25 protein-coding genes and 1 pseudogene are annotated in these 23766 nt (G+C 42.2%); 10 read left to right on the forward strand and 16 right to left on the reverse strand.

Annotated elements, in window-relative coordinates; all coding sequences use genetic code 11:
• Positions 1-334: pseudogene (locus IJ00_RS26735) on the forward strand (hypothetical protein); the annotation flags it as partial.
• Here IJ00_RS26735 and IJ00_RS26740 read toward each other — a convergent pair.
• Positions 305-1630: an IS4 family transposase gene (locus tag IJ00_RS26740; protein ID WP_035152048.1), complete on the reverse strand. Its 1326-nt coding sequence runs from the start codon at positions 1628-1630 to the stop codon at positions 305-307. The pseudogene IJ00_RS26735 and the gene IJ00_RS26740 overlap by 30 nt on opposite strands.
• 495 nt (positions 1631-2125) lie before the next feature.
• Here IJ00_RS26740 and IJ00_RS26745 point away from each other — a divergent pair, with 495 nt between their 5' ends.
• Positions 2126-2905, forward strand: a complete 780-nt coding sequence (locus IJ00_RS26745; protein WP_035159995.1) for a ParA family protein — start codon at positions 2126-2128, stop codon at positions 2903-2905.
• 2 nt (positions 2906-2907) lie between these two features.
• Positions 2908-3363, forward strand: a complete 456-nt coding sequence (locus IJ00_RS26750; RefSeq protein WP_035159996.1) for a hypothetical protein — start codon at positions 2908-2910, stop codon at positions 3361-3363.
• Between the two features lie 223 nt (positions 3364-3586).
• Here the strand turns inward: IJ00_RS26750 and IJ00_RS26755 are convergent, their stop codons facing one another.
• Complete coding sequence (locus IJ00_RS26755; RefSeq protein WP_035159998.1) at positions 3587-4156, reverse strand: site-specific integrase; 570 nt, start codon at positions 4154-4156, stop codon at positions 3587-3589.
• 224 nt (positions 4157-4380) lie between these two features.
• Between IJ00_RS26755 and IJ00_RS26760 the strand changes: the two genes are divergently transcribed.
• Complete coding sequence (locus IJ00_RS26760; protein ID WP_035160000.1) at positions 4381-4602, forward strand: hypothetical protein; 222 nt, start codon at positions 4381-4383, stop codon at positions 4600-4602.
• Here IJ00_RS26760 and IJ00_RS30055 read toward each other — a convergent pair.
• A complete protein-coding gene (locus IJ00_RS30055; RefSeq protein ID WP_256388873.1) occupies positions 4591-4713 on the reverse strand; it encodes a hypothetical protein in 123 nt (40 codons plus the stop codon). The two genes, IJ00_RS26760 and IJ00_RS30055, sit on opposite strands and share 12 nt — an antisense overlap.
• Positions 4714-4797: 84 nt before the next feature.
• Here IJ00_RS30055 and IJ00_RS26765 point away from each other — a divergent pair, with 84 nt between their 5' ends.
• Positions 4798-5286, forward strand: coding sequence for a hypothetical protein (locus tag IJ00_RS26765; RefSeq protein ID WP_035160001.1), 489 nt, complete (start codon positions 4798-4800; stop codon positions 5284-5286).
• Positions 5287-5402: 116 nt separating this feature from the next.
• On the opposite strand, the gene IJ00_RS26770 is transcribed toward IJ00_RS26765, so the two are convergent.
• The 6 genes from IJ00_RS26770 to IJ00_RS29340 all read right to left on the reverse strand — a co-directional run bounded on the left by IJ00_RS26770 (position 5403) and on the right by IJ00_RS29340 (position 8850).
• On the reverse strand, positions 5403-5738 hold the full coding sequence (locus tag IJ00_RS26770; RefSeq protein WP_035160004.1) for a DUF86 domain-containing protein: 336 nt from the start codon (positions 5736-5738) through the stop codon (positions 5403-5405).
• Positions 5735-6025: a nucleotidyltransferase family protein gene (locus IJ00_RS26775; RefSeq protein WP_035160005.1), complete on the reverse strand. Its 291-nt coding sequence runs from the start codon at positions 6023-6025 to the stop codon at positions 5735-5737. The genes IJ00_RS26770 and IJ00_RS26775 overlap by 4 nt, the downstream gene beginning before the upstream one ends.
• A gap of 108 nt (positions 6026-6133) precedes the next feature.
• On the reverse strand, positions 6134-6367 hold the full coding sequence (locus IJ00_RS26780) for a hypothetical protein (protein ID WP_046815086.1): 234 nt from the start codon (positions 6365-6367) through the stop codon (positions 6134-6136).
• A gap of 272 nt (positions 6368-6639) precedes the next feature.
• Positions 6640-6927, reverse strand: coding sequence for a hypothetical protein (locus IJ00_RS26785; protein WP_052754579.1), 288 nt, complete (start codon positions 6925-6927; stop codon positions 6640-6642).
• A gap of 507 nt (positions 6928-7434) precedes the next feature.
• Positions 7435-8271, reverse strand: coding sequence for a DUF1194 domain-containing protein (locus IJ00_RS26790; RefSeq protein ID WP_046815087.1), 837 nt, complete (start codon positions 8269-8271; stop codon positions 7435-7437).
• Positions 8272-8703: 432 nt separating this feature from the next.
• Complete coding sequence (locus IJ00_RS29340) at positions 8704-8850, reverse strand: ribbon-helix-helix domain-containing protein (RefSeq protein ID WP_168163549.1); 147 nt, start codon at positions 8848-8850, stop codon at positions 8704-8706.
• 556 nt (positions 8851-9406) lie between these two features.
• Between IJ00_RS29340 and IJ00_RS26800 the strand changes: the two genes are divergently transcribed.
• Complete coding sequence (locus tag IJ00_RS26800; protein ID WP_144416144.1) at positions 9407-9610, forward strand: hypothetical protein; 204 nt, start codon at positions 9407-9409, stop codon at positions 9608-9610.
• Positions 9601-9942 carry a hypothetical protein gene (locus tag IJ00_RS26805; protein WP_035160011.1) on the forward strand — a complete coding sequence of 114 codons (342 nt, stop codon included), beginning with the start codon at positions 9601-9603 and terminating at the stop codon, positions 9940-9942. The genes IJ00_RS26800 and IJ00_RS26805 overlap by 10 nt, the downstream gene beginning before the upstream one ends.
• A 553-nt stretch (positions 9943-10495) precedes the next feature.
• Here the strand turns inward: IJ00_RS26805 and IJ00_RS28595 are convergent.
• The 6 genes from IJ00_RS28595 to IJ00_RS26825 form a co-directional block, all read right to left on the reverse strand.
• Positions 10496-10711: a hypothetical protein gene (locus tag IJ00_RS28595; protein WP_035160015.1), complete on the reverse strand. Its 216-nt coding sequence runs from the start codon at positions 10709-10711 to the stop codon at positions 10496-10498.
• Between the two features lie 859 nt (positions 10712-11570).
• A complete protein-coding gene (locus IJ00_RS27355; protein WP_052754580.1) occupies positions 11571-12755 on the reverse strand; it encodes a hypothetical protein in 1185 nt (394 codons plus the stop codon).
• A 40-nt stretch (positions 12756-12795) separates the two neighbouring features.
• Positions 12796-13149, reverse strand: a complete 354-nt coding sequence (locus IJ00_RS26820) for a hypothetical protein (protein WP_035160017.1) — start codon at positions 13147-13149, stop codon at positions 12796-12798.
• Complete coding sequence (locus IJ00_RS29345) at positions 13139-13288, reverse strand: hypothetical protein (protein ID WP_168163550.1); 150 nt, start codon at positions 13286-13288, stop codon at positions 13139-13141. The genes IJ00_RS26820 and IJ00_RS29345 overlap by 11 nt, the downstream gene beginning before the upstream one ends.
• Entirely contained in the window at positions 13275-13427 is a 153-nt protein-coding gene (locus IJ00_RS29350) for a hypothetical protein (RefSeq protein WP_168163551.1), read from the reverse strand. The genes IJ00_RS29345 and IJ00_RS29350 overlap by 14 nt, the downstream gene beginning before the upstream one ends.
• Complete coding sequence (locus IJ00_RS26825; RefSeq protein ID WP_035160019.1) at positions 13427-13795, reverse strand: hypothetical protein; 369 nt, start codon at positions 13793-13795, stop codon at positions 13427-13429. Before IJ00_RS26825 ends, IJ00_RS29350 begins: the two co-directional genes overlap by 1 nt.
• Positions 13796-14018: 223 nt before the next feature.
• Here IJ00_RS26825 and IJ00_RS26830 point away from each other — a divergent pair, with 223 nt between their 5' ends.
• The 3 genes from IJ00_RS26830 (at position 14019) to IJ00_RS26840 (ending at position 19157) form a co-directional block, all read left to right on the forward strand.
• Positions 14019-14201 (forward strand): hypothetical protein, encoded by a 183-nt coding sequence (locus IJ00_RS26830; protein WP_035160022.1) that lies wholly within the window; start codon positions 14019-14021, stop codon positions 14199-14201.
• Between the two features lie 840 nt (positions 14202-15041).
• Positions 15042-18476, forward strand: coding sequence for a PriCT-2 domain-containing protein (locus IJ00_RS26835; RefSeq protein WP_052754581.1), 3435 nt, complete (start codon positions 15042-15044; stop codon positions 18474-18476).
• A 201-nt stretch (positions 18477-18677) separates the two neighbouring features.
• A complete protein-coding gene (locus IJ00_RS26840) occupies positions 18678-19157 on the forward strand; it encodes a hypothetical protein (protein ID WP_168163552.1) in 480 nt (159 codons plus the stop codon).
• Positions 19158-19185: 28 nt separating this feature from the next.
• Here the strand turns inward: IJ00_RS26840 and IJ00_RS26845 are convergent, their stop codons facing one another.
• Complete coding sequence (locus tag IJ00_RS26845; protein ID WP_035160027.1) at positions 19186-23520, reverse strand: NB-ARC domain-containing protein; 4335 nt, start codon at positions 23518-23520, stop codon at positions 19186-19188.
• Positions 23521-23766: the final 246 nt, after the last annotated feature.

Raw genomic sequence — 23766 nt, forward strand, 5'->3', positions numbered from 1 at the left:
TGGCTACTTTACACAACTTTACATCGTGATAAATTTTGCGCGTATCTTGTCTTTACCCCCATTAGAAGAACAACAAGAAATCGTTAATCGGGTTCATACATTTTTGAAGGTTGTCAATCGTATTGAACAACAATACCAACAAGCCAAAGCCAACCTAGACCAACTCGACCAATCAATCCTAGCCAAAGCCTTTCGCGGCGAACTCGTACCCCAAGACCCCAACGACGAACCCGCATCCGTCCTGCTAGAACGCATCCGCGCAGAACGCGCCAAACTCCAAACCAAAACAGCGATTAGTAACAAGTTAAGGAAAAGCAGGAATTGTCAAGGGTAAAGGAAAAGGCGATAAGTCAAGGGTTTGAGGCTCTTTTCGTATTGTCTTAACAACATCAAGGTTTTTGTTCTCTGGAGCAGCAAAAAATAAAACTGGATCGGTTGCTCGACCCTTGTTATAAGCATGATTAAAATGGTAAAGCCCACGAAAAATCATCTCTAAAGAAATGCGTTCAAACGGGAGGGCTATTTCATCAGCAACAGCATCTGCAAGGTCGATTAAAACTGCATAAAATAACCAAGTTGCCCAAACTTGAAGCTTGACACCATTGACAGAACCTGTCCAGAGATAACTTAACCCCAGCAAGCGTTTGGCAGTATTAAATGCCTCTTCGATTCTCCATCGTTTCGCATAAAGATCGGCAACGACATAAGGTGGAAGAATTTGAGGATCTAAAACTGAAGTAACATAGGCATACCAAGTCTTGCCTTGCTTGACTTCAATGAGACGTAAACGTAATATTTTTTGGTGTTTATCCTCTGTGTTGAAGGAAATTATCCGGTCTCGAAGTGTGTAGTCGTAGCTGAAAATTCGCTCAACATCAAATACTGCATTTGATTTGATGCGAGTAATAAAATCAACCTGTTTGGCAATCAAGCGCAAGAAAAAACCAAAATCATAAAAGCCACGGTCGAGAACTAGCAAGGTTTTAGCACTAGCAATATTAATTAAATCATCGAGAAAATTAGTATCATGTGCTAAGGGATTAGTATGAAACCAAACTTGTACGGGTAATCGTGTTAACAAATCAATCACTGTACATATTTTGCCGGCTAACTTACCTTGTGGAACATCTTTTAAACTATCTAATTTACGAAATAAAGCTTCGAGTGTTGACCCGTCCGCAATCCATATATTCACAAAATGCTTCTTGGCATATTTGACTGCTGCTGGTAGGGTTCGTTTTTCGCGAAGAAGCCAACGCGATTTCAACAATGGTAACAAATCGTGAAACACTCGTTCAAATAGTTCTGCTGGAAAACTGAGAAACCTCTGTGACAACCCCTGCTGTGATACTTTAACAGCTTTACCCCATAACAATTCCTCCTGCTCCAACATTCGAGTTAGTTCATGTACTGATGCTACTTGCCGCCAAATCACAGTTAACATCGCTGCAACCATTAATGACAGATTAAGTATACGGTCGCGTAATCCAAGGCTTCGATAATAGGCACTTTGAGCGTATATTGCTGGACTCAGCAAATTTTTTAAGTGTTCGCTTATTGCTTCATTATCCGCAAGTGGGGTGTTTCGACGACGAACATGGTCAGGGTTTCTCGGTTTTTTGGTTGGCATGATTTTGAACCAAAAGATGCACTATTACTAGTTTCTCAGCTTTTTGAGTCCCTCTATACTGCTCTTGACAAAACCTCAAAAACCTTAACTTGTCACGAATCCCAAAACAGCTAAAAAATCCACCACCAAAACCAGCGCACGACGTACCAAAAAAACACAACCACAACAAGAAGAATCGGTACAGCTAGACCTGGGGTTGGAGTAGCGAAGACAAAATAGCGATCGCACCAATTCAATAACTCATCCTCTCACAGCAGAGCTTGACACCCTCTATTTATCGCACAAAAGCAACCAGAGCAAGCATTTCGCCCTTAATCGCGGAATGTCCCTGAATCCCTGCCAAACCTCTAAAAAGCTAAAAAGCTAAATTTAGCTAAAGCCAAAAAGCTAATTTTACAAAAAGCTAAAAAGATAATTAGCTAAATTTATTAATTGACAAATTAATCAAATGAGTTTAAGTTAATTGGCTAATTTAATAAATTACTAAAAATATATATGTTGACGATTACCGTAAGCTCCTTGAGTGGCGGACAGGGCAAGACGACGACCTCACTGTTCTTGGGGCGGCTGCTATCACGCCAGGGCTTGCCCACCTTGATGCTAGACTCCGACCCTCAACATAATCTCACCACCTATCTGGGGTTTGAGTTAGAACCCAACCAACCAACCCTATTGGAATTTCTCAAAAAAACAGTCGCACCAGAAGACTGCATTTACCCAACACAAGACAACGACAACTTATTTCTCATCCCCGCCGACGACCAACTTGATACCGTACAAGATTATTTATCTAACAGTGGAGTGGGTGCAACCTTACTCAAGCGACGATTGGAAGCCATCAGCAAAATATTCAAAGTGTGCATAATCGATGCCCCACCCCAGCGATCGCAAATTTGTTTAACAGTCATCGGCGCAGCAGATTTTTTAATTATCCCCGCCGAAGCATCAGTTAAAGGTTACGGTTCGCTAGTGCGGACACTGGACTTACTCAGTGGCTTGCAAGATGTCGGCGCAACGAATGCCCAAGTATTAGGTGTTTTACCCTTCCGAGATCGCTGGTTTGGGAACACCCAAGCCCAAGAAAGTCGGGCGGCTGTAGATGGAATGCGTGACGAAGTTGGCGAGGAGTCAGTTATACCCTCAATCCGCGAATCAGAACGCTACAAACAAGCCATCAACAAACGTACAACTTTGAGCGAGTTGGGATATAACGACTTGGAATATCCCTTTGAAATTTTAATTGAGAAAATTCACGCTGCACTTGGGAGTAAATAAACATGTCAGATAACGTACTCAGCCAACTACGTAACAAACGCAATCGCCCCACAGTGGAACCACGCCAAGATGCACTCGTTCCCAAAGTACAACCCGAACCCCAAACAGAAGAACAAAACTCACCACAGGAAACCAGCCCAGTACCAGCTACCGACAACCCAACTGCTACACCAGCAGACACAATCGCTGAACTTCAAGCCGAACTGGAAAAGTACCCCGAAACACGACGACATTCAGCCATCGTCCTAGAAAAAGACCTTGACCAAGAATTAACACGCTTTTGTAAAGATAGCGGAATCACTGTTGAGGTATTTCTAGAAGCTGCTTGGACTTTTGCTAATGCAGATAACGCACTTTTAGAAAAAATCACCACAGAAGCCAAACGCCGCTACGACCAACGTAAGCGAGTCGGTCAAATTAAACGGTTAATAACTATGTTGAGTAATTCAGCTAAGTGATAAATGTTGGGCGATAGATGTTGGGCGATCGCCGTTATATCGGGTTAGCTAAAACTCATCTACAGCTGGGTATAAAACTGCTCATAAGGTTCTCAATCGTTTCATTGCTGAACTAATCGGTTCAGTTTAGCTGTTTGAGGAATTCGCCAACGGTATCTTCGCTACTTTCCCCCCAAATAAACCTGTGCTGATTCCTTCCGTATAGAATCAGGTATAGAAATATTCAAAAATCCAAAGCAGAGATAGCGTTTTGCTTCTGCTTCTCCGTAACCCCCAGATAACGCTCCAAAGCAGCTAAAGTCCGATGCCCCGATATCTCCTGAATATGGCGTAACGGTATCCCCGCATCGCTCATCCTGGTTAACGCCGTCCTCCTGAAACTGTGGGTACTCACCCCTTCAATCCCCAGCCGCAAACAGGTATCTCTGAGGATTTTATCAGCACTCACCTTGTGGATATGTCCCAACCCATGCCGCCCCGGAAATAAAAACTCCTTGCGGCGATTGGGGTTGTACTCTTCTAAATACTGCTTCAGCTTGGGATGCACTTGAATTTCCCTAGTATCCCGCTTGCCCTTAGTGTTAACGCTCCGTAACACCAACACCCCCCTAACCCCATTGCTGCCAAACACATCATTTACCGCCAAAGTGCAGGCTTCGTTAATTCGGCAGGCAGCATAAAGACACACGCCAAACAAAGCCCGATCGCGCGGGTTGACAAAGCCCTCGGTAAATAGGAGATTAATTTGGTCGGGAGTAAGGATTTCTGCTCGACCGAAACGATTTATTTTCATAGGGTCTAGCTTACATTGTCTAACTGCCAGAAGATAAAGTAAACGACTCAACCCCTGATTATATCGTTCCGGTGTCGTCTCCTATTAGCCGTTCTTATCAATTTTTTCCCGCAAAAGCGCCAAAAACACTCAATTGATAGTTTCCGCTTATGATAGCGCTGATATCAGCGACTACGAGAGAGATGTAGTAGGCTTGTACTGATGGTTGATAGCAAAGATATCCTATGGCAGAAAAGCCGATGATTGGGGCGAGATGCCCAGAGGCGTGGCAGGAAAAGATTAAAAACATTGCCCAGTTAACAGGACGCACAGAGGCGGATGTAGTCAGAGAGGCGCTGGGGCAATACTTAGGCTTGGTTGACCCCAAGGCAGTAAAACGCGCCCTAGATGACCATGAGGAGCGTTTAAGTAGGCTGGAGGCAAAATTGGGGCGTTTAGCGGGATGATGAATCACCCAGCAAGGGGTCATCGTGCCAAAACGGGTCGCCACCGAGATACCCGCGATCGCTCTTAAATTCGCTAGTAGAGCTAAGAAGTAAGTTTTCCTGAAAGTACATAAAGATGGAAATTTAACTGAATCGCCGATTGTCTATTTATTTTCGCCACATTATATTCATTGAAATATTTTGAGAGTTGATAAAGTGAAAAAAATTACTAAGTCTGTTTTTGTATCTAGCTTGGTTGGTTTGACTTTGGGTTTCTTCCCAAGCCTAATAATTCAAAGTGCTAATGCTCAATCTACAAAATCTTGTAGTATAGCCAGCTTAAATTCTACATATCGTAAATTAGGCGAACTTCCAATTCTAGAAGCAAGAACAAGTGGAGCAAGTTATACCAGTACGGCTTATAGTGCTGGAAATAAACGCTTCGTTTATATGGTTTTTGACTCTGCTAAAAAACCTGTGGCGCGTGTAGACTTGGTTTACTCTACCAATACAAAAGGTCGTAACGTTGCTAACATTAAAGTCTGCGGAGATGTTCAACAATCCTCAGAGCGACCATTGATTAAGTTTAATTTTGTAAATGGAAAATCGATGGGGGTTTACACATTGGGAACTCAAAATCTAACTCAAGTTGTTCCAAAGTTAGCACATACAACGACTATTCAAACTGTATTTGATGCCACCTAAGTAAGTCGGTGAGAATAAACCTAACTATGTAACAGAATGTAAAATCGGCATAACCCTTGGTAAAAAATTTATTACTCAGTTTCTTAGTTTGAGGTTTTGAAAGCCGCTCCTCTTAACTACCCTAATTCTTGTAATATTGCATCAACAGTTGCTTTTAGTTGGGGTAAATTCTGCTCAACCACGCCCCAAACTCGATTTAAGTTTACTTTTAAATAATCATGAATCAGTACATCCCTAAAACCAGCTACTTGCTGCCAAGGAACATCGGGATAAGCTGCTCTGATTTCGGGAGACAACCGCTTGGTTGCTTCCCCCATAATTTCAAAATTTCTAATTACTGCATCTTGAATTATCGTGGTTTGCAAAAATGCCTCTTTACCATCCTGGGTATAAGATTCGATGCGCTCGATACATTCCTTAATATTGCTCAAGTACAGGCGATCATCTCTCATAAAACCACAGCTTCCCGCAACACCTTATCTCTAATCAATTCATGTAGTGTTTCTGGCTCCGTCACATCCACTTTACGTCCTAGCAATTCTTCTAAAGACTGCATCAAAGCAATCTGGTCTAGCAAGGTTCGTTGTGGTTCAAGTTCTACCAAAAAATCTACATCACTGTCTGGTCTTGCCTCTCCTCTAGCGACAGAACCAAACACACGGATATTATACGCCCCATACTTAGCAGCAATTCTCAAAATTTCTTCCCGGTAAGCCTTAAGTATTTCATCCATGCCCATAGCCTAACCCCAAGTGATTGCAACCAATTTATTTCTACTTTTAGCTTGGCATTTTCAGCCAACTGCTGCTGTTTCAGTTTAACGAAATCCTAAAGAACGAAAGCACGATTACCCCTGATTCTCTGCCCAGTATTTGAAAATACGCTGTAATAGCTCGACCTGAGTACAACCGTAAGTCGCCGCCGCAATTTTAAAATCCTTTTTAAATTCCGCAGGTACTTTAAAATTTAAGTTGCTTAATTCCCCTGGTTCAGGTTTGTCCAAATTGGACTTTGTTTCCTGAATGCTAGGAGGTTCACCTTTTTTCGGTTTACGTGGTGGTGGGGGTGGTTTGGTTGCCATGTTATACCAATTCACAATTCACAATTCGCAATCAAAAAACTTAGATGCAGCAAAGCTTTCAGGATTTACATCTGTATCATATTTTTCGTTAAATGGTATTATCCCTCTTTTGTTACCTTGGGGAAAGAATAATCCGAAATTATTATATTTACGTCTTTTTTCAATAAAGGAATTTAAATGACAAAATTAAGACGCGACCGCACAATTCATATTTTGTTTAGTTTTCAGAGTAGAGATAGTATTTTTCTCTCCTCGTAGTAACAAAAGAGGGATTATTCCTCGTACTCACTCAACAAATCAATAATTCCTTGGGCTACTTGTTCTGCCCGTTGCTTTAAAGTTGGAAACCTAACCTCAGAAACAGCACGACCGTTATCAGAAGCCTGTCGGTAAGCTGTCTTTTCAGGAATTGAACCTGCTACTGTGACATAACCAGCTTTTTGAATATACGAACATGCTTCCTCAATTTCATTTTCGGTGATGTTTTCACAAGAGAGGACACGCTCAATCCGGTATCGAAAAAACGTAAAATCAAGGGTTTTCAAACTTTTGCGTAACATAACTTTACAACGTGTCCCAATTTGCGCGTATCCCGGTTGAACCCCTATTTACGCCGTGAAACTGTTAACAAAAAAAATGACCTGATGAAAATATTTTCATCAGGTCTACTAGTGTCTTTTCTAACTTTAACTATCTATGTGCCGCGCTAACCTCCACAATTCTCTCGACCAATTCCCAACCTTGGGGGTAGGGCTTGGGTAGCAGCCGAGGTATGTGGAAAATGGGACACGTTGTAAACAAATATTACGGAAAGTCCTTTAACAATTTACTAACTTGCCCATTAATGACCTTTTTAGGGGATGTTTTCACAAGAGAGGACACGCTCAATCCGGTATTGAAACAACGCATAATCAAGGATTTTCCAACATCTGCGTTACATATCTTTATATCGTGTCCCATTTTGCGGGTATCGCGGCGGCTACCCTAGTCCTGGTAAGCCTTTTAGTCTCTTTTCGCAACCGATAGCTATAACCTATACGGTGTAGTGCTTTCAGTGATTTCTTCTGTTAAAAAGCAACAGGTCTAATCGTTTTGTATTTACGTTTAGCAACAGAGTTAGCGCCAAATGCACTAACAGCTAGTAAACCAAATATAGAAGCAGGTTCTGGTACAGAGGTTGTTGGAGGTGTTACAACAATTTCAGCTTTGATTTTCTTATCGATTGCGCTACCGAAATCTGCAAACGTACTGGCTTCAAGAACAAATCCAGGTGTTCCATCACCATTTACACCTCCTATCACTTCGTTTGCATAGAAAGCTTTGACACTAGGACTACCACCAATAACAATACCGTTGATTGCATCGACACCACTGCTTAAAGCATTATTGCGTGCGGTAGCTGTATCTATACCATCGTTTTCTTCTCCATCCCCAGATACATCAATAACTTGACGCGCTCCATCAAACAAGTTATTGCTAAACCCAGGTGTTGCAAAGGAAATTGCTGAACCGGGAGCAGTTAAACCAGAGAAAGCGCGACTAGAACCATTAATAGCATTCGCAAAATCCTGTGATGCTTGTACGCTATCTATTAGAGTCCAACCTACAGCTTCTTTTTGCTGACCAGCACTAGACCAATAAATGAAATTGACTGCAATTTTACCCTCTTTACCCTTAGAAATGAAGTCATTGAACAAAGAGGCATTAGAAAAAACATTTACATAACCCTGCTTTTGCAAATTAAATTCCGTAGAGTCAACACTTCCTGATACATCTACAAGTAAAGATAGTTCTAAATCAACAGAAGTAAGACTTGCTGCATTTGCGCTCGCACAGATAGCTAGTGTTCCTAAACCAGTAGATACAATTAATAATGTAGTTCTGAAAAGATTGGAAAGCTTCATAATTTATTGCTCAAAAATGTTTTTTAAAACTCAAAAAAGTCTCAATTGAATTCATATTGAGATACACACGAAAAATTCGACTAACTGAATGACAGTAGATTTACAAATATAGATATGGTAAATAACTAAATCTGTAACCGGACTTGCTCAATACTTCCGTGTATTTCTGTACCTAAATTAATGTAGAGATTTTTCTTTGGCTAGAGTTTATACTGAGATTTACAGAAATATTACAATAAGATTTCAAGTAAATAATCATTGAAATCCTTATTACAAAAGCTATGTATAGTTTTTTGATATAAATCTAATTTATAAAAGCTTACAAAGTTAATTTGTTTATTTATCTGTACTTGAAATGGTAACTCCCGGTTAGCTTGCTACTCAAGCTCCTTATGCGATTGGGTTTTTTCCGTGCTTCTCAAAATAATCATTTCAAGCTTCGGCTAGCATTGCTTGAACCGATTTATCTTTCTCCCACCCGATAATTTTAAGTTGCCGTGACACAGCCGGGTCAAAAAATCCGGTAATCGCCTTCTTCCCCACGCGGCTGGGGGGAACATCACTCTTAGTGGATTCCACTGTCTTAGAGTTTTTTTTGTAACTCTTATTGATAATTTAATTGGACAGATATTGTCTAGATTGGGGTGGGGTGAAAGTAGCGAACGTGTCATGAGCCGCCACGTAACGCCTGAAAGTATCTGTCGGTGGAAGGATAATCTGCCGCGACTGGAACCATAATTTTGCCTCTTTAAGAGCTGTGATACTTATTCTTAGGTTCGAGCGATCGCATTCTTTTTTGAGCTCATCAAAAAAGCTACAAAATCCACAGTTCTTAAAATTCTGGGATTGATTGAAAAATTTGCAGTGGTTACAATTCATATCAAATATCCTTTGGATGTTTTCCGACTTATGGGCGATCGCAATCTTTTCCAGGGAAGGCGTTCGCCTTGGTATTTGTGGCTATCCTCAAGCGGTTGACTTGGTTAACCTATTTCTATTATCACCGTAGTCTCTCCAGTGGTCAACCAGGTAAACCATAAGTTTTAAAATCTATGTATTCTCTTCACAGTAATAAGTTGACTTGGTTAACCAACTAGAACATTATAGATATAGTAGTTAACCGAGTTAACCCTATATGAGATTGGTAAGCTTTAAAGTGCCTGATGATATTGCTGAACAGTTGGAAGCTTTACAGACTCCAGAGGATAGCTCTATATCCTTGGTGGCTAAACGGATATTGTTAGGGGCGATCGCCACAGCCGAACGCAAAACCACGACCGATGAAAAATTAGATATTCTGATTGGGGAACTGGCAGCAATAAAAAAGCTTTGTCCTTAAGTGGTCAACCAGGTCAACTACTTGAGGATAAGATAGGTCAACCAAGTCAACCGACTAGAGAAAATGATACTAGTCAACCAGGTCAACCAGGTCAACCGACTAATTTAAAAACGTCTAACTTAATTCCCGCGTATTCCGATGGGAAATATGATTATTTTACCCGTGGTGATGTTGCCGATTTTTTTGGGGTCAAAGTCCAAAGCGTACATGATGGCTTATCTGGGAAATCTAAAACGCAAGGCGATCGCCTAAAACAGTTTGGTTTTGAAAAGGTGCAAACACCGCCAAAACAAGCCCCCAAGGCGACAATCAGGCGAAAAATTACCCTTTGATTTCTGCCATGGCTTAAATCCATCTGCGTATATACGCAGATGCAACAATCAGGCGAAAAATTGCCCTTTGATTTCTGCCTACAAAGGGCTAGAATCCTTGTATCAAAATAGTTTCAACGCCTACACCCCTATTTTTGGGGGTGTTTTTGTGTTGGCAGCTGTAGACGTTTTTTTGATGGGGTGCAATCACCCTCAAAAGCCACAAAAAAAGCCTGCTTTGAATTCCGTGGAATTACTCCAAAGCAGGTTAAAAGCTTGATTGTGCGGTGTTTTTGGATTGTAGATGGGTCGTAGGCGAGGTGTAGACTTTGAAAAACAAGTGCGTATATACGCACTAGATTTAAACTTTCACAATGTTAAAAAAGGCTAAAAATCGAATCGCTTTTTTTTAATAGGGACAAAATCGGACAATTCTGCATAATTCTCCCTTAATGGGGTGAAAGTAGCGAAGCTGCTACCCCCCTATTTGGCTCAGTGCCTTGGTGTTCTAATTTTTTATACTTCTGAGCCAAATTAGAAATACATAACGTGGGCTTTAATTAACAGACATCAATTACTGCGGTCTATTTGTGGACTGGCGTATCACTTCAACCCGTTCTCCTAGAGAATCCGTGACACTGACAACGCCAGTGTTGGGATTTACGTTTACGTTGCAACTATTTGGACATCTGTAAGTAATGCCGCCGACTGTCACTAATTGCTCTGCAAGAGCGGGTGCTGCTGACATTAATCCGGCAAAAACTAAACAAACGGGTAAGAAACGACGCATAATGTTCTCCATTAATTGAAATTGATTGAGTAGAACTATTTGGCTCAGTGCCTTGGTGTTCTAATTTTTTATACTTCTGAGCCAAATTAGGGGTATGCAGTTTTTGAAATATGTGTTGAGTTTTTCTACGGGAATAATCTTATTTAGTATTGAGTGAGGTCGAACGCAAAACCACTACTGATGAAAAACTAGACACCTTAATTGCAGAGGTGGCTGCTATAAAAAAGCTTTGTCCTTAATCGGTCAACCAGGTCAACCTAACGAAGCGGAAAAGGTCAACTAGGTCAACCGCTTGAGGTTAAAACAATAGAATTAAAGCCCACGTATTCCGATGGGAAATATGATTATTTTGCCAGTGGTGATGTTGCCGATTTTTTTGGGGTCAAAGTCCAAAGCGTACATGATGGCTTATCTGGGAAATCTAAGACGCAAGGCGATCGCCTAAAACAGTTTGGTTTTGAAAAGGTGCAAACACCGCCAAAACAAGCCCCCAAAGCGACAATCAGGAGAAAAATTACCCTTTGATTTCTGCCTACAAAAGGCTAGAATCCTTGTATCAAAATAGTTTCAACGCCTACACCACTATTTTTTGGGGTGTTTTTGTGTTGGCAGCTGTAGACGGTTTTTTGATGGGGTGCGATCGCCCTCAAAAGCCACAAAAAAGCCTGCTTTGAATTCCGTGGAATTACTCCAAAGCAGTTTAAAAGCTTGATTGTGCGGTATTTCAGGATTGTAGATGGGTCGTAGACGAGGTGTAGACTTTCAAAATCTCGTGCGTATAGATGTTAAGAAGGGCTAAGAATTGAAGCGTTTTTTTTAGGGTGACAAAATCGGACAAAATCGGACAGTGGATAATTTTTTATAGTCTCCAACCGAGGCGATCGCCTTCCCCAACTGTTTCACCAATACCCTTATCAGCTAGGACTTGAAAAAGTATTCTAATTTCATCAGCTGTGATATTCCCAAATAATCGGACATTCTGCTGTAAATATCGGGCTTTGATGATTTCCCCTTGCAGCCTATCACCCGCGTCGATGATGGCTTGCTCAAATTCATTTAATAGCTGTGGGGTTGGTTCTGTCACCTGTGGTAACTGTGGTGATGTTGAAACCACACCCCATCCACTTAGGTCAAGTTCGCACGGCATATCATCGACCATAAAGCGCTTTTTCCCGCCCAATTTGAGCCACTGAGATAGGCGTTCATCTTTGAGCTTAGTTTTGGCATACGACACACCAAAACTCCCCAGACGGACTAAAACAAAGCAACTGTACAGAGTTTCCTTGTCACCTGCCAAGCCGAAATTCTCAGCAGTGTCATTTTGAGCGAGACAACAGATAAATTGTTTGTAACGCCTTCCACGCTTGGCTAAACGCTTAATCCACGTTGCCGCATTGTCGCACTCATCAACCAGGATGGGGAATTCCTCAGCAATCAAAAACCGCTCACGACCGGATAAAACCGAGTCACCGCGATCGCCCCGAAGTTGTACTAGCTCCTGTAGTACTTTGAGGTCATCCCCCATAGCTTGGTTTATTGCCGCAAAATCTCCCTTCCTACCGATTACATTTAATTGGTCAAGCCACGCCCAATCATCGGGTTTTGAGTCGCTATCATAGACCACGACCGAGCCACCGATTTTTGATGATAGATACTGCGTAAATGTTGATTTACCGTCACCAGTGCCACCGACCAGGGCAACGTGTTTCTGTTTTTTCTGGATGTACTCAATTGGGTTGTTAATCAGGTTTTCTGGTTGCCAGTCAGCAGTTAGCGCGGGAACTGTGATAGATAACTGTTGATTTGGGGCGGTTTGTTGGCTTATCCACGCTTTGAAATTTAACCGCGATGCTTCATCAGTATCCTTCAAAATTTCCCCCAATTGCTTGACCGTTGTTCGCTGGCTAACACCAAGGCACAATGCACCCACCGAACAACCAAACAACCATGGCTTGATTTTCCGGCTTTGGGTTGCACCTAAGCTTAGGAGGGCGATCGCCACAACCAAACATCCCCAAGATGCAAACTTGGCGCGCCAATGCATTGTTAAATATTGTTGCAATTGGCTAGGGTGTAAATCCAAGTCACACCCCCAAAACCAAGCCGAACAAAATTAATAAAAAGCGACAAGCGACAAAAATGCGGCACTCTGGAAACTGCCAAGCAATGCTACAGATTGAAATTAGGATTACTACAGCAAAAATCCAAAAAATTCTGATAGCAACTGGAAATACATCCCAAAGGGAAGCAATCAACGCTGGCAAGGTGATATGGGCAAGCATCGAGTAACCAGAGTCAATCAAATTTGTTGGTAGGGCGATCGCCTTTATTAATTCCTCCTTATATTGTTGAATTGCCGATAACTTGATGGGAGTATGTGCAATTGTTTGATGTTGAGTCGCTGGAATATCAATTATTATTGGCTGTTCATCTGCCATACAAAACTCCCTGCCTAAATGATTCAAACTCAACCCGACACCGCGTTAGGTCGTTTTTTGATTCTGTTGATTGGATAAGTAAATGGGCGATCGCCAGCACTCCAACGACCGCCCAAAGTAAGTTATTAGGTTGATTCATCGGGGGTGAGGTTTTCCTGTGAATCTAGAATTTGATTGAAACAGTACAGCGTATTTTCTGGCTGTGGTTCCTCCACGTCCCCTTGCTGTGGTCCATCATCACAAGGGGGAGAAAAAATGTCATAAACTTCCCACATCATCAAAACATCGCCTTGTTATCGACGGGGGTTGTAATTAAATCGACCGCAAAACCTTGACCGTAGCCGATTGCAAGAGATTTTCGAGTTTTGAGGCATACAGCTTTTGAGCGGGAGGTTTTTATATATAAGCTCCCACCATCTGGAGTTAAGGAAAAAATTTGATGGTTCTCAATCGAATCCCATGACATTGGTTCCTTTGCAACGTATGCAGTGTAATTAACTTGATGCATGCTTGCTAACGCTGTAACGCTTGGTAAACCTACGGTTTTTCGGGTTCGCTTAGGCTTATCCAGACTTGGTTTTGACGCTCCATTGCTGTTGTTTTGAGCGCTTGTACTAGTTCCGCTTGATGCTTGTGTATCTGCCATTAAGGTTTATTCCCCTTGTTTGATGGATTTTTACGCATAGAAAACTGTCACCGCAAATGGCTGTATGCCTTGCTGTGAAAAGATTTTCGTATTTTCACTGAAAATACATTAACACAATATGCAGTATTGTATATACTTACATGTATATCATTAATGACAATAGCCCATATCCCCCCTTGATGGCACAATTGGCAAGATATGTATTTATTACAGTTTTTGCAGTATGACGACTGATGCCAGTAATGAGGAGAAAAGTATTTCTCTGAGAATTCTTATGCCGGAAAAGCTTAAAAATCAGTTCAAAGGTATCTGTGCCATGGAAGGCTCAAATATGAGTGAGATGATTACTCAGTTTGTTCAACGCTATGTGGATGACTACGAAACTAGGAGAAAAACTAAAAAGTAAACCGCGATCGCCCTTAAGCGCCTTTGAGTTTTAGTTGGCATTTGCGTATTTACGCAAATGCCAACAGCTTCCAATTTCAATTATCAAAAATATTTAAACTATCAAAAGCCTTATTATTGCCTTTAAATCAAGACATTTCACTACACCATCGACAATCCCCGACAATGGTTGTCGGGGATTGTCGGGGATTGTCGGGGATTGTCGAGGCAAATATTGCAGCAAAATGTGTTCGCAGTTGGAGTTAGCGACAGCGCGGGGAAAGGATTACAGTTAAAGCAAATTATTGCTAAAAACACAAGCAAGCTGTTACAAATCTTTTTTGGATTTTGGGTTTTTCCTATTTCTTTTTTTCGGAAATCGATGTATGTTAATTAACAACTTGCGAGAGAGTATCAAAATCTAGAATTTTTCCCTTCATTTAAAAAGTTTGGCTTAATGCCAATGCAAGTTACATGAAAGCCCACGGAAGGGAATCCCCCAGTGGGCTTTTGTGTATGAATTATTATTTTGTGGAGAAAAATCTATGATTAGACAAAAAAAGATGAATCAAATTTTTTATCTAAAGCTAGCCTCTGTGAAAGTCCAGGAATCCTGAAAATTCAAAAACCCTGTGGTTGTAAAACCTTCATAGTGTTAACCCTGTGGTTGTAAAATCCCTATGGTGTTAACCCTACAGTGTTTGATATACCAAGGCTAATAGCGCTTCTCGCAACAGCACCACCTGTACGCAGACAAAAAATTGATTCAACCAAATCAATTTTAAAAAATTACTAGCTATTAGCGTACCAAACATGAAGGAATAACACCACAGAGTACATACATACTCTATGGTGCAATCTCATGTATACAAAATATACCACACAATCCCAACCAGATAACCGTACATTTCAATTTTCCGTCAACACTTCAGGACGGGATAAGGATTGGGATTTCCAGAAATTAAACCGAAACTTCCGCGATCGCGCTGGCAACATCAGGGATGTAATAGACCATATCCAAAAAGGTCATGCGCTTTGCGCTGGCTTATTGGGTGGGAATTGGCGTGCAAAGCGTAATGTTATCGGCTCAAACTGGTTGATGTTGGATATTGATAATTCATCAAAGGATGGCTATCAGCATCAACTGACAATCGATGAAGCCTTAGAGCATCCATTCATTAAAAACTATGCTTGCCTGATTTACACCACTGCAAGTCATAAGCCAGAGTGGCATAAATTCAGGTTAATTTTTTTACTTCCTGAGTTTGTAAAAAATTGTGAAATTTTAGAAGCTTTAACCCGTCGATTGATGACGGTGTTACCCCATGACCCAGCTTGTAAAGATGCATCGCGGGTTTTCTATGGCTCAACCAAGGCAACATTCCCACTAATCCAGCCCGATACCACCCTGCCTAAAGAGTGGATAACCGAGGCGATCGCCACTGTTGAGCGGGAAAAAATCGAGTTTGAGCAACGCTTGGCAGAGTTTGAAAAGCGGAAAAATGAATTAAAGCAACTAGCTGATATTGAGGGCTGGAATCAGGATGAATTGATTCAACAGGCACTAGACTGCATTCCCCCAAGGTTGCCAGGTAGTGGGAATTATCAAGAGTGCCTAACTGTTTTGATGGCATTAAATGACCATTATGGAGCAGTTGAAGGGGAAGCGATCGCCGAACGTTGGTCGCCAAGCATCAAGGGTACAACCTGGAATATATCGGCAAAGTTCCGAAGTTTTGCAGCATCCACAGGTAAGCGAGTAACCGTTGGTTCGCTGTTCCATATTGCCAAACAATACGGGTTTAGATTCCCAACCAAGGTTTTTTACAATCAACCCAAGGGCGATCGCCTTTGCAGTCGGGAGCAATGGGAAGTTAAGCACGGTTGGCGGGAACTGGTTGCAGCTTGTAGCAAGGAATACGGGAGAATATGCAACCTATTCAAAGCGCCAAAAACGCAGGGCAACGGACTCCATCTGCGTCCGGACGCAGATGAAAAAAATCCGACCTCACAAGCACGCGGTGAAGTGCAATATTATCAACCCGGCGATCGCCTTGCTACTTGGCAGCAGTTGGCTAAGGAAGGGAAAAAATACATTCTAGATATCAGTCAGGCTGGCACTGGGAAAAGCCACACGACGGCACAAGCCCAACCCGGTGATTTTAATGTGGATAAGCTTTTTTACATCTCCAACGACCACAGGAACCCCACTATAGACGGGTTGAGAGATTGGACAGATTTACCATCGCGGCACAATGGCTTAATTCAAGATGGCGATCGCGTTCGGCATCCCAAAACTGGAGAGACACCCAACCTCCCAGGGAATTGTCACCGTTCGCATTTATTCAGAATCCTTGCGAGTAAAGGTTTTTCGGAAGTAAACACAGAATCATCCATCAATCCAATTTGTGGCACTTGTCCCCTTTCCCACATCTGCAAGGGAGTGACAGCACAACCACAACCGGGTGCAAGCTTCCGACACGACCGGGCGATCGCACTCCAAAACAACAGGATTCGAGCGCATTTAGACACAGTTCCCCAATTGAAAACAGACTCCCCCGACGGTGAAATCTCACAGAAAAAAAACGGCGCTTTTATTGATGAAGTTTCCCGCCAACTCAACCCCATCAACGAGATTTCAATTAGCTTGCATGAGTTTGACTCAAGTCTAATGCAATTGCAAACAGACTTACCCGAAGTTTGGGAAGTAATCAAACCAATTGCCCTTAAAATACGCCCAAGCTTATCGGGAGATACACCAATTACCCAAGATACTAGACATGGTTGGAACCACAATCAATTACTAGAAGCAATTGGAAATATCCCAGATTTAACGAACGTCATTGAACAATTGCAAAGCATACAGCCAGACATTGCAGACTTGGTAAAAGATGCTGATTCTGTATCTCTGCAATGTTTAGATAAAAAGTGCAAGCCTAAAAAGTCAAAGGAAACTCAACCAGAAACGACAAGTAATGATGTAGAAACTACCCAGAAGGAATACAATAATCTTAAATTAACACTTAAATATATCCGCTCAAAATTCCGAACGGAAGCAAGCCAGGAAACCAGAGAAAACCTTAAAAATCTCCCCTCAAACTGGTTGACTCCACTATTAGAAATATTGTCAGGGAGTGTTAGCGGTGCTATTAGAATCAAAAACGGAGAGTTAATACTAAACATCAAAAACGAGCGCCAACCAAACATCATTAAAAGCTTTGATTTTGTGGTGATGATGGATGCTACCGCCAATGTCGATGAATTGGCTTTGATGCTGGGAATTAAGCCAGAGGAGATAACTGTAATATCTGAATTACAACCAGATTACAATAATCTCAAAATTCATCAAATCAACGATATGGGGTTGATGGGCAAGGATAGAAGTCCAACAGCATCTAAACGCTTGGAAGCTTTGCGGACTGAATTGGGCGATCGCCACCAATCACTAGGAGTTATCGACCATTTGGCAGTTAAAGCAGATGATGATGGTTATTGGTTTGTGAGTAATCGAGGTTCAAATGAGTATCTCAAGAATGATGCCCTACTATTAATTGGCAGCCCTAGACAGAACATTGGCGCACTGCAACAAAAATATATAACCCTGACGGGCGATCGCAACATCGACCGAGAATCGCCAGGTTTTGCAGCATTTGTACAAAATCAACTACAAGCCGAAATCATACAGGGTGTGGGAAGGTTACGCGCCAACCGTAGACCAAACGAACAATTAACCTGTTACTTAGTAAGTAACCTAGATTTATCTTTCTTAGTGGAAAAATATCCAGGGGCGACGGCGGTAAAATCCGAGGCATTCATTATCACCCCCAAAGCGGGAACCCCAACCCAACAAACCCGCCATACCATCATGCAAGCATTCAAGGACTTGAAAACCAGAGGGGAGAAAATCACCCAACAGGCGATCGCCACTGCTGCAAAGTTGAGCCAACCACTGATAAGTAAGGTATGCCGTGATTTTGGTGGTTGGGGACAGCTGAAAAAATTATTACTAGTCCTAATAGATTCTTTATATAGGGGTAGTAATAATTTCTCACCACTAGATGAGAGTGAGCAGTGGTTGATTAACCAGTACTTACCCCAATTGGTTGAACTTGAACCAATCGAGTGTGTCAAGGAAGTACTAGAAGTATTCAAAACCTTTGGTAATAAGGATTTTGAGCGCTTAATGACTCAAACAAGCTTGGATATTCGACAAAAAATACTGAGTGCTATTTTCAACTTGCTACCACTGGAAGGCATCAGCTTGATATTCCCTGATGTTGGGAAAGCCCAATCTTAATCACAAAAAATCATTGAGAATATTCAGCCCCCAAATTGGACTAGAAGCCCAATTAATGCAGCCGGAATAGAAACTATTGGCAGCCAGAATTGGCATGTTTGTCTAAAATGTATAAAATAATGTCTAAATAATTAGTTAATTATGCGTAAGCTGTTACTTGGTATATTCGGTAGTGTTGTAATCGCATTACCTCAATCTGTAATGGCTACAGTGGGATTTGCGGAATGGGAAGTGACAACAGCCAACGGTAATTTTATTACCCACAGTGACCCATACAAAGATGAGTGCGGCACCTGTTTAATGAGCAAGCAGCGTAAAACTTTAGCTTCCCAAGTTCAATGGTGGAGATATTATCGCAGGCATGTTACAGGTCAAGCGGCTGAGGGTTACTTTTTGCTTGACGAGCGTACCCAAAGTATTCAATTTTGGGATAGTGAAGCAGAATTAGAGAAGGCTGTGGCACTTGCGAATATTGGTAAGCCTGTTTCGCAACGCATGACCAGGCAAGACGGTTGGAATGCAACATGGATTCCGATAATGCGGCAAATGTACTGTGATAAAAAGAATGTTGAGCGTGTACTGGCAGAAATCCCTAACCAATCGGAAAGGGAAGCTATGCGTAAAAAATATAAAGAACAGTGCCAACTTTTGAAGTCTCAGCTTTTACCAAAAAATAAATAGGGCTTACTTAATATCCTTATTTTAAATTTTATCGCCACCACCGTGAAACATCTTGGATAGCAGAAGCTGTATCTCTCAATGCTTGTTCGCCACCTAAAGTATCTATAATTGGAGTTAATATATTTATATCACTAAGTAAACCTGGGCGAGTGTAAACAGATAAGATGTGAAGAGTTTTTCCCCAGAGACAAAAAAGTTGAGTTTTTTGTATTTGTAAAAGTTTATCCACCAAACTACTCAGGACTTGGGCGCGATGCTTCTCATCCTGAATCTTCCTAGCAGCAGCTACAGCCTCTGGTAACAATTCTGGCAATTTATTAGCCAAATTACTTAGAACATCAGCACGATACTCTTCATCCTGAATCTCCCTAGCAGCAGCTACAGCCTCTGGTAACAATTCTGGCAATTTATTAGCCAAATTACTTAGAACATCAGCACGATACTCTTCATCCTGAATCTCCCTAGCAGCAGCTACAGCCTCTGGTAACAATTCTGGCAATTTATCAGCCAAATTATTTAGAATACAGGCGCGATACTTTTCATCCTGAATCTCCCTAGAAGCAGCCAGAGCCTCTGGTAACAATTCTGGTGGCAATTTATCAGCTAAACTACTTAAGGCATCGACGCGATACTTTTCATCCTGAATCTCCCTAGAAGCAGCCAGAGCCTCTGGTAACAATTCTGGTGGCAATTTATCAGCTAAACTACTTAAGGCATCGACGCGATACTTTTCATCCTGAATCTCCCTAGAAGCAGCCAGAGCCTCTGGTAACAATTCTGGTGGCAATTTATCAGCTAAACTACTTAAGGCATCGACGCGATACTTTTCATCCTGAATCTCCCTAGAAGCAGCCAGAGCCTCTGGTAACAATTCTGGTGGCAATTTACCAGCCAAATCACTTAGATTATAGGCGCGATTATACTCATTCTCAATCTCCCTGGTAGCAGCCAGAGCCTCTGGTAATAATTCTGGGAATTTATCAGCTAAACTACTTAAGGCATCGACGCGATACTTTTCATCCTGAATCTCCCTAGCAGCAGCTACCGCCTCTGGTAATAATTCTGGGAATTTATCAGCTAAACTTCTTAGAAGATAGGCGCGATACTCCTCATCCTCAGTCTCCCTGGCAGCAGCCAGAGCCTCTGGTAATAATTCTGGTGGCAATTTATCAACCAAACCTCTTAAGTTGTCGAAGCGACAATACTCACTCTGAATCACCCTGGCAGCAGCCAGAGCCTCTGGTAGCACTTCTGGAAATTTATTAGCCAAATTACTTAGAGCATCGAAATGAAACGCATCATACCCAATCTCCCTAGCAGCAGCTAGAGCCTCTGGTAACAATTCTGGCAACTGAACAGCCAAACTACCCAGAATAGAGGCGCGAAACTCTCCATCTTCAATCTCCCTAGTAGCAGCCACGGCTTCTGGTAACAATTCTGGTGGCAATTTAACCGCCAAACTACTTAAGGCTTGGGCGCGATACTCCTCATCCTGAATCTCTATGGCAGCAGCTAGAGCCTCTGGTAACAATTCTGGAAATTTATCAGCCAAACTACTTAAGGCTTGGGCGCGACTTGAATCAAACTGAATCTCCCTGGCAGCAGCCAGAGCCTCTGGTAACAATTCCGGCAATTTACCAGCCAAACTACTGAGAATATAGGCGCGATACTTCTCATCCTTAATCTCTCTGGCAGCAGCCACAGCCTCTGATAACAATTCTGGTGGTAATTTATTGGCTAAACTACTTAGAGCATCGTTGCGACGCTTTTCATACTCAATCTTCCTGGCAGCAGCTAGAGCCTCTGGTAACAATTCTGGCAATTTATCAGCCAAACTACTTAAGGCTTCGGCGCGATACATTTCATCCTGAATTTCCCTAGCAGCAGCTACAACCTCTGGTAACAATTCTGGCGGCAATTTATCAGCCAAACGACTTAGGTTATGAGCGCGATTATACTCATTCTCAATCTCCCTGATAGCAGCCAGAGCCTCTGGTAATAATTCTGGGAATTTATCAGCCAGACTACTTAGGGCATCGGCGCGATCCCACTCATCCTCAATCACCCTGGCAGCAGCCAAAGCCTCTGGTAACAATTCTGGGAATTTATCAGCCAAACTTCTTAGTATTTCAGCGCGATCGCCCTCATCCTGAATCTCCCTGGCAGCAGTCAGAGCCTCTGGTAACAATTCTGGTGGCAATTTATCAGCCAAACGTCTTAGAGCATTGACACGATTATACTCATTCTCAATCACCCTGGCAGCAGCCAGAGCCTCTGGTAACAATTCTGGGAATTTATCAGCCAAACTACTGATGGTATCGGCGCGGTCATGCTCATCCTGAATTTCTCTGGCAGCAACCAGAGCCTCTGGTAACAATTCTGGGAATTTATCAGCCAAACTACTGATGGTATCGGCGCGGTCATGCTCATCCTGAATCACCCTGGCAGCAGCTAGAGCCTCTGGTAACAATTCTGGGAATTTATCAGCCAAACTACCTAGTACCCGGGCGCGAAACTCCTCATCCTGAATTTCTCTGGCAGCAACCAGAGCCTCTGGTAACAATTCTGGCGGCAATTTGTCAGCCAAACTACTGATGGCATCGGCGCGATGGTACTCAAAATGAATCTCCCTAGCAACAGCCAGAGCCTCTGATAATAATTCTGGTGGCAGTTTAACAGCCAAACTACTTAGTACCTGGACGCGAAACTTTTCATCCTCAGCCTCCCTGGTATCAATCTCCCTAGTAGCAGCCAGAGCTTTCGACAGTGCTAATTCTTTTAACTTTGATGGCAAATGATTGGCTAGCTGTGTAAGCAAGTTTGCTTTCTGTAATGGATTCGAGCTTTGTATTGCGTAACTGAGTCCTTGCTCAGGAGTCCACATATTTTTTTCAACTAACGCAACCAGCAGCCCTACTGGTAAATCCACTGTTAAACTATTAAGGGATGCAATAATTAAAGCATAGCGACACTGCAACCCAATAACTTGAGCCAAGGTTGTTTCAGTCCAGGAGTTTTCTGCCAATTCCCAAGCACGAAAAACATCAGTTACAAAATTGGCAGTTTGTGACAAGCGCGAGCAAGTTTCGTACCAACCATTACCTCCTGTTTCTGACTCTTCTCGTAATAATTCGTGAATTTCTTCTACCTTTTGAGCCTTGGACAAATGCCAAACTAAATGCTGATGGATATACCCGTCATTGGGTAAGGTATGCCAAAGATTTTTAGAGGTTTTATTTCGGTAAGTCTCCAAAAAAGTAGCGTGAGCAGAGGCTAAAGTTATACCCAACCCCGATAGATTATCTTCATCCTCTGGGTTTGGTGGAGCAGTCAACAAATTACGTGCTAAGTCATGAAATAAGTCATGTAAACGGTACGTTGGTGTCCCGTCTTTTAAAGGAACTCCAGGCGATAAAACTGCTTTATTTTCTAAGTATTCCAATGTCTTAGCAGCATCATATATATCCATTTTCCATAGAGTCGCTGCCATCATCTCAGTGATGGTCACATTTTTCGGTAATACCCCCAACCAAGAAAAATGCTCCTGCTTTTCTTTAGGCATTCGCTTGAGACTCAAATTTAATGATGCTGTTAAGCGCAAGCGTTTTAAAATGGTTTCATCAGTAATTTCTTCTGCTTTTGGTCGATTAAGATTTTTTAATCGCGCTACCTCTTGCTGAAAATCCTCTAATAATTGAGTCCAAGTTGTACAACTGGCGATTTCAGCAGCTACCAATGACAACGCCAGAGGGAAATAACCAACGGATGAAGCTAAATCTTGCGCTGGCTGATATTCTACAGCAGTAATCGAGCGTCCTAATTTTTTAGTCAGCAGTTCCATTGCTTGGGATGGTTCCATCACATCCAAACAACATGGGGGGTTAGCTCCGAGAGCTTCGGCGATTTCTGCGTCGCGGGTTGTTACCAAAACTTGACAGCTAGCTCCACCAACATTAAATGCTTGTGCATCCTCTATATTCCAAACATCGTCTATTATTAGCAGCACAGCTTTTTCATACAACAATGTACGCAGTTGATTGGAAGTTGCTTCCACACTGATGGGTTTAAAGTTGTAGTCCCCCAATGCTTGTACCCAAGCACTAAGCAGCGATAAAAGATTAGGCTGTTGACCTAAAGTTACCCAGAGAATCCCGTCACAAAAATGAGCTTGCACCTCTTGGTCATATGCTAAAGCCATTGCCAAGGTAGATTTACCAACCGCAGCCAAGCTATCAATAGCTGTCACGACCAAAGCGCCTACATCTGATGAATTTTTCAGCAGACGAGTTTTTAACTCTCGGCTGTATTCGAGACGTTCTACATAATAATTTGGTAGAGATGGTGCGAATAAGGTATCAATCATTTTGTATATTACTGGCTTTTACAGTTTTTTAGCTTAAACAGCAATTCATTCCACGCCTCACTCTTAGGAGCGTGGGATGAATTGCGTTCGCGTAGCGTCTCGGAACGAGAAACGAGATGACGACAGTTCCCCGACCCGTACAGCGAGGAAGGGGAACAGGTCGGAAGTGAGCAAAATATTAATCCTCTGGGATTCGTGACAAGTTAAGGTTTTTGAGGTTTTGTCAAGAGCAGTATAGAGGGACTC

Origin of the sequence: Calothrix sp. 336/3, from assembly GCF_000734895.2 — a bacterium.
Taxonomy (GTDB): domain Bacteria; phylum Cyanobacteriota; class Cyanobacteriia; order Cyanobacteriales; family Nostocaceae; genus 336-3.

Bases quoted from the DNA above. Each gene is read 5' to 3' on its own strand.
- IJ00_RS26740 (WP_035152048.1), bottom strand. From the start codon at position 1,630: ATGCCAACCAAAAAACCGAGAAACCCTGACCATGTTCGTCGTCGAAAC.
- IJ00_RS26745 (WP_035159995.1), top strand. From the start codon at position 2,126: ATGTTGACGATTACCGTAAGCTCCTTGAGTGGCGGACAGGGCAAGACG.
- IJ00_RS26750 (WP_035159996.1), top strand. From the start codon at position 2,908: ATGTCAGATAACGTACTCAGCCAACTACGTAACAAACGCAATCGCCCC.
- IJ00_RS26755 (WP_035159998.1), bottom strand. From the start codon at position 4,156: ATGAAAATAAATCGTTTCGGTCGAGCAGAAATCCTTACTCCCGACCAA.
- IJ00_RS26760 (WP_035160000.1), top strand. From the start codon at position 4,381: ATGGCAGAAAAGCCGATGATTGGGGCGAGATGCCCAGAGGCGTGGCAG.
- IJ00_RS30055 (WP_256388873.1), bottom strand. From the start codon at position 4,713: ATGTACTTTCAGGAAAACTTACTTCTTAGCTCTACTAGCGAATTTAAG.
- IJ00_RS26770 (WP_035160004.1), bottom strand. From the start codon at position 5,738: ATGAGAGATGATCGCCTGTACTTGAGCAATATTAAGGAATGTATCGAG.
- IJ00_RS26775 (WP_035160005.1), bottom strand. From the start codon at position 6,025: ATGGGCATGGATGAAATACTTAAGGCTTACCGGGAAGAAATTTTGAGA.
- IJ00_RS26780 (WP_046815086.1), bottom strand. From the start codon at position 6,367: ATGGCAACCAAACCACCCCCACCACCACGTAAACCGAAAAAAGGTGAA.
- IJ00_RS26785 (WP_052754579.1), bottom strand. From the start codon at position 6,927: ATGTTACGCAAAAGTTTGAAAACCCTTGATTTTACGTTTTTTCGATAC.
- IJ00_RS26790 (WP_046815087.1), bottom strand. From the start codon at position 8,271: ATGAAGCTTTCCAATCTTTTCAGAACTACATTATTAATTGTATCTACT.
- IJ00_RS26800 (WP_144416144.1), top strand. From the start codon at position 9,407: ATGAGATTGGTAAGCTTTAAAGTGCCTGATGATATTGCTGAACAGTTG.
- IJ00_RS28595 (WP_035160015.1), bottom strand. From the start codon at position 10,711: ATGCGTCGTTTCTTACCCGTTTGTTTAGTTTTTGCCGGATTAATGTCA.
- IJ00_RS27355 (WP_052754580.1), bottom strand. From the start codon at position 12,755: ATGCATTGGCGCGCCAAGTTTGCATCTTGGGGATGTTTGGTTGTGGCG.
- IJ00_RS26820 (WP_035160017.1), bottom strand. From the start codon at position 13,149: ATGGCAGATGAACAGCCAATAATAATTGATATTCCAGCGACTCAACAT.
- IJ00_RS29345 (WP_168163550.1), bottom strand. From the start codon at position 13,288: ATGAATCAACCTAATAACTTACTTTGGGCGGTCGTTGGAGTGCTGGCG.
- IJ00_RS29350 (WP_168163551.1), bottom strand. From the start codon at position 13,427: ATGATGTGGGAAGTTTATGACATTTTTTCTCCCCCTTGTGATGATGGA.
- IJ00_RS26825 (WP_035160019.1), bottom strand. From the start codon at position 13,795: ATGGCAGATACACAAGCATCAAGCGGAACTAGTACAAGCGCTCAAAAC.
- IJ00_RS26830 (WP_035160022.1), top strand. From the start codon at position 14,019: ATGACGACTGATGCCAGTAATGAGGAGAAAAGTATTTCTCTGAGAATT.
- IJ00_RS26835 (WP_052754581.1), top strand. From the start codon at position 15,042: ATGTATACAAAATATACCACACAATCCCAACCAGATAACCGTACATTT.
- IJ00_RS26840 (WP_168163552.1), top strand. From the start codon at position 18,678: ATGGCTACAGTGGGATTTGCGGAATGGGAAGTGACAACAGCCAACGGT.
- IJ00_RS26845 (WP_035160027.1), bottom strand. From the start codon at position 23,520: ATGATTGATACCTTATTCGCACCATCTCTACCAAATTATTATGTAGAA.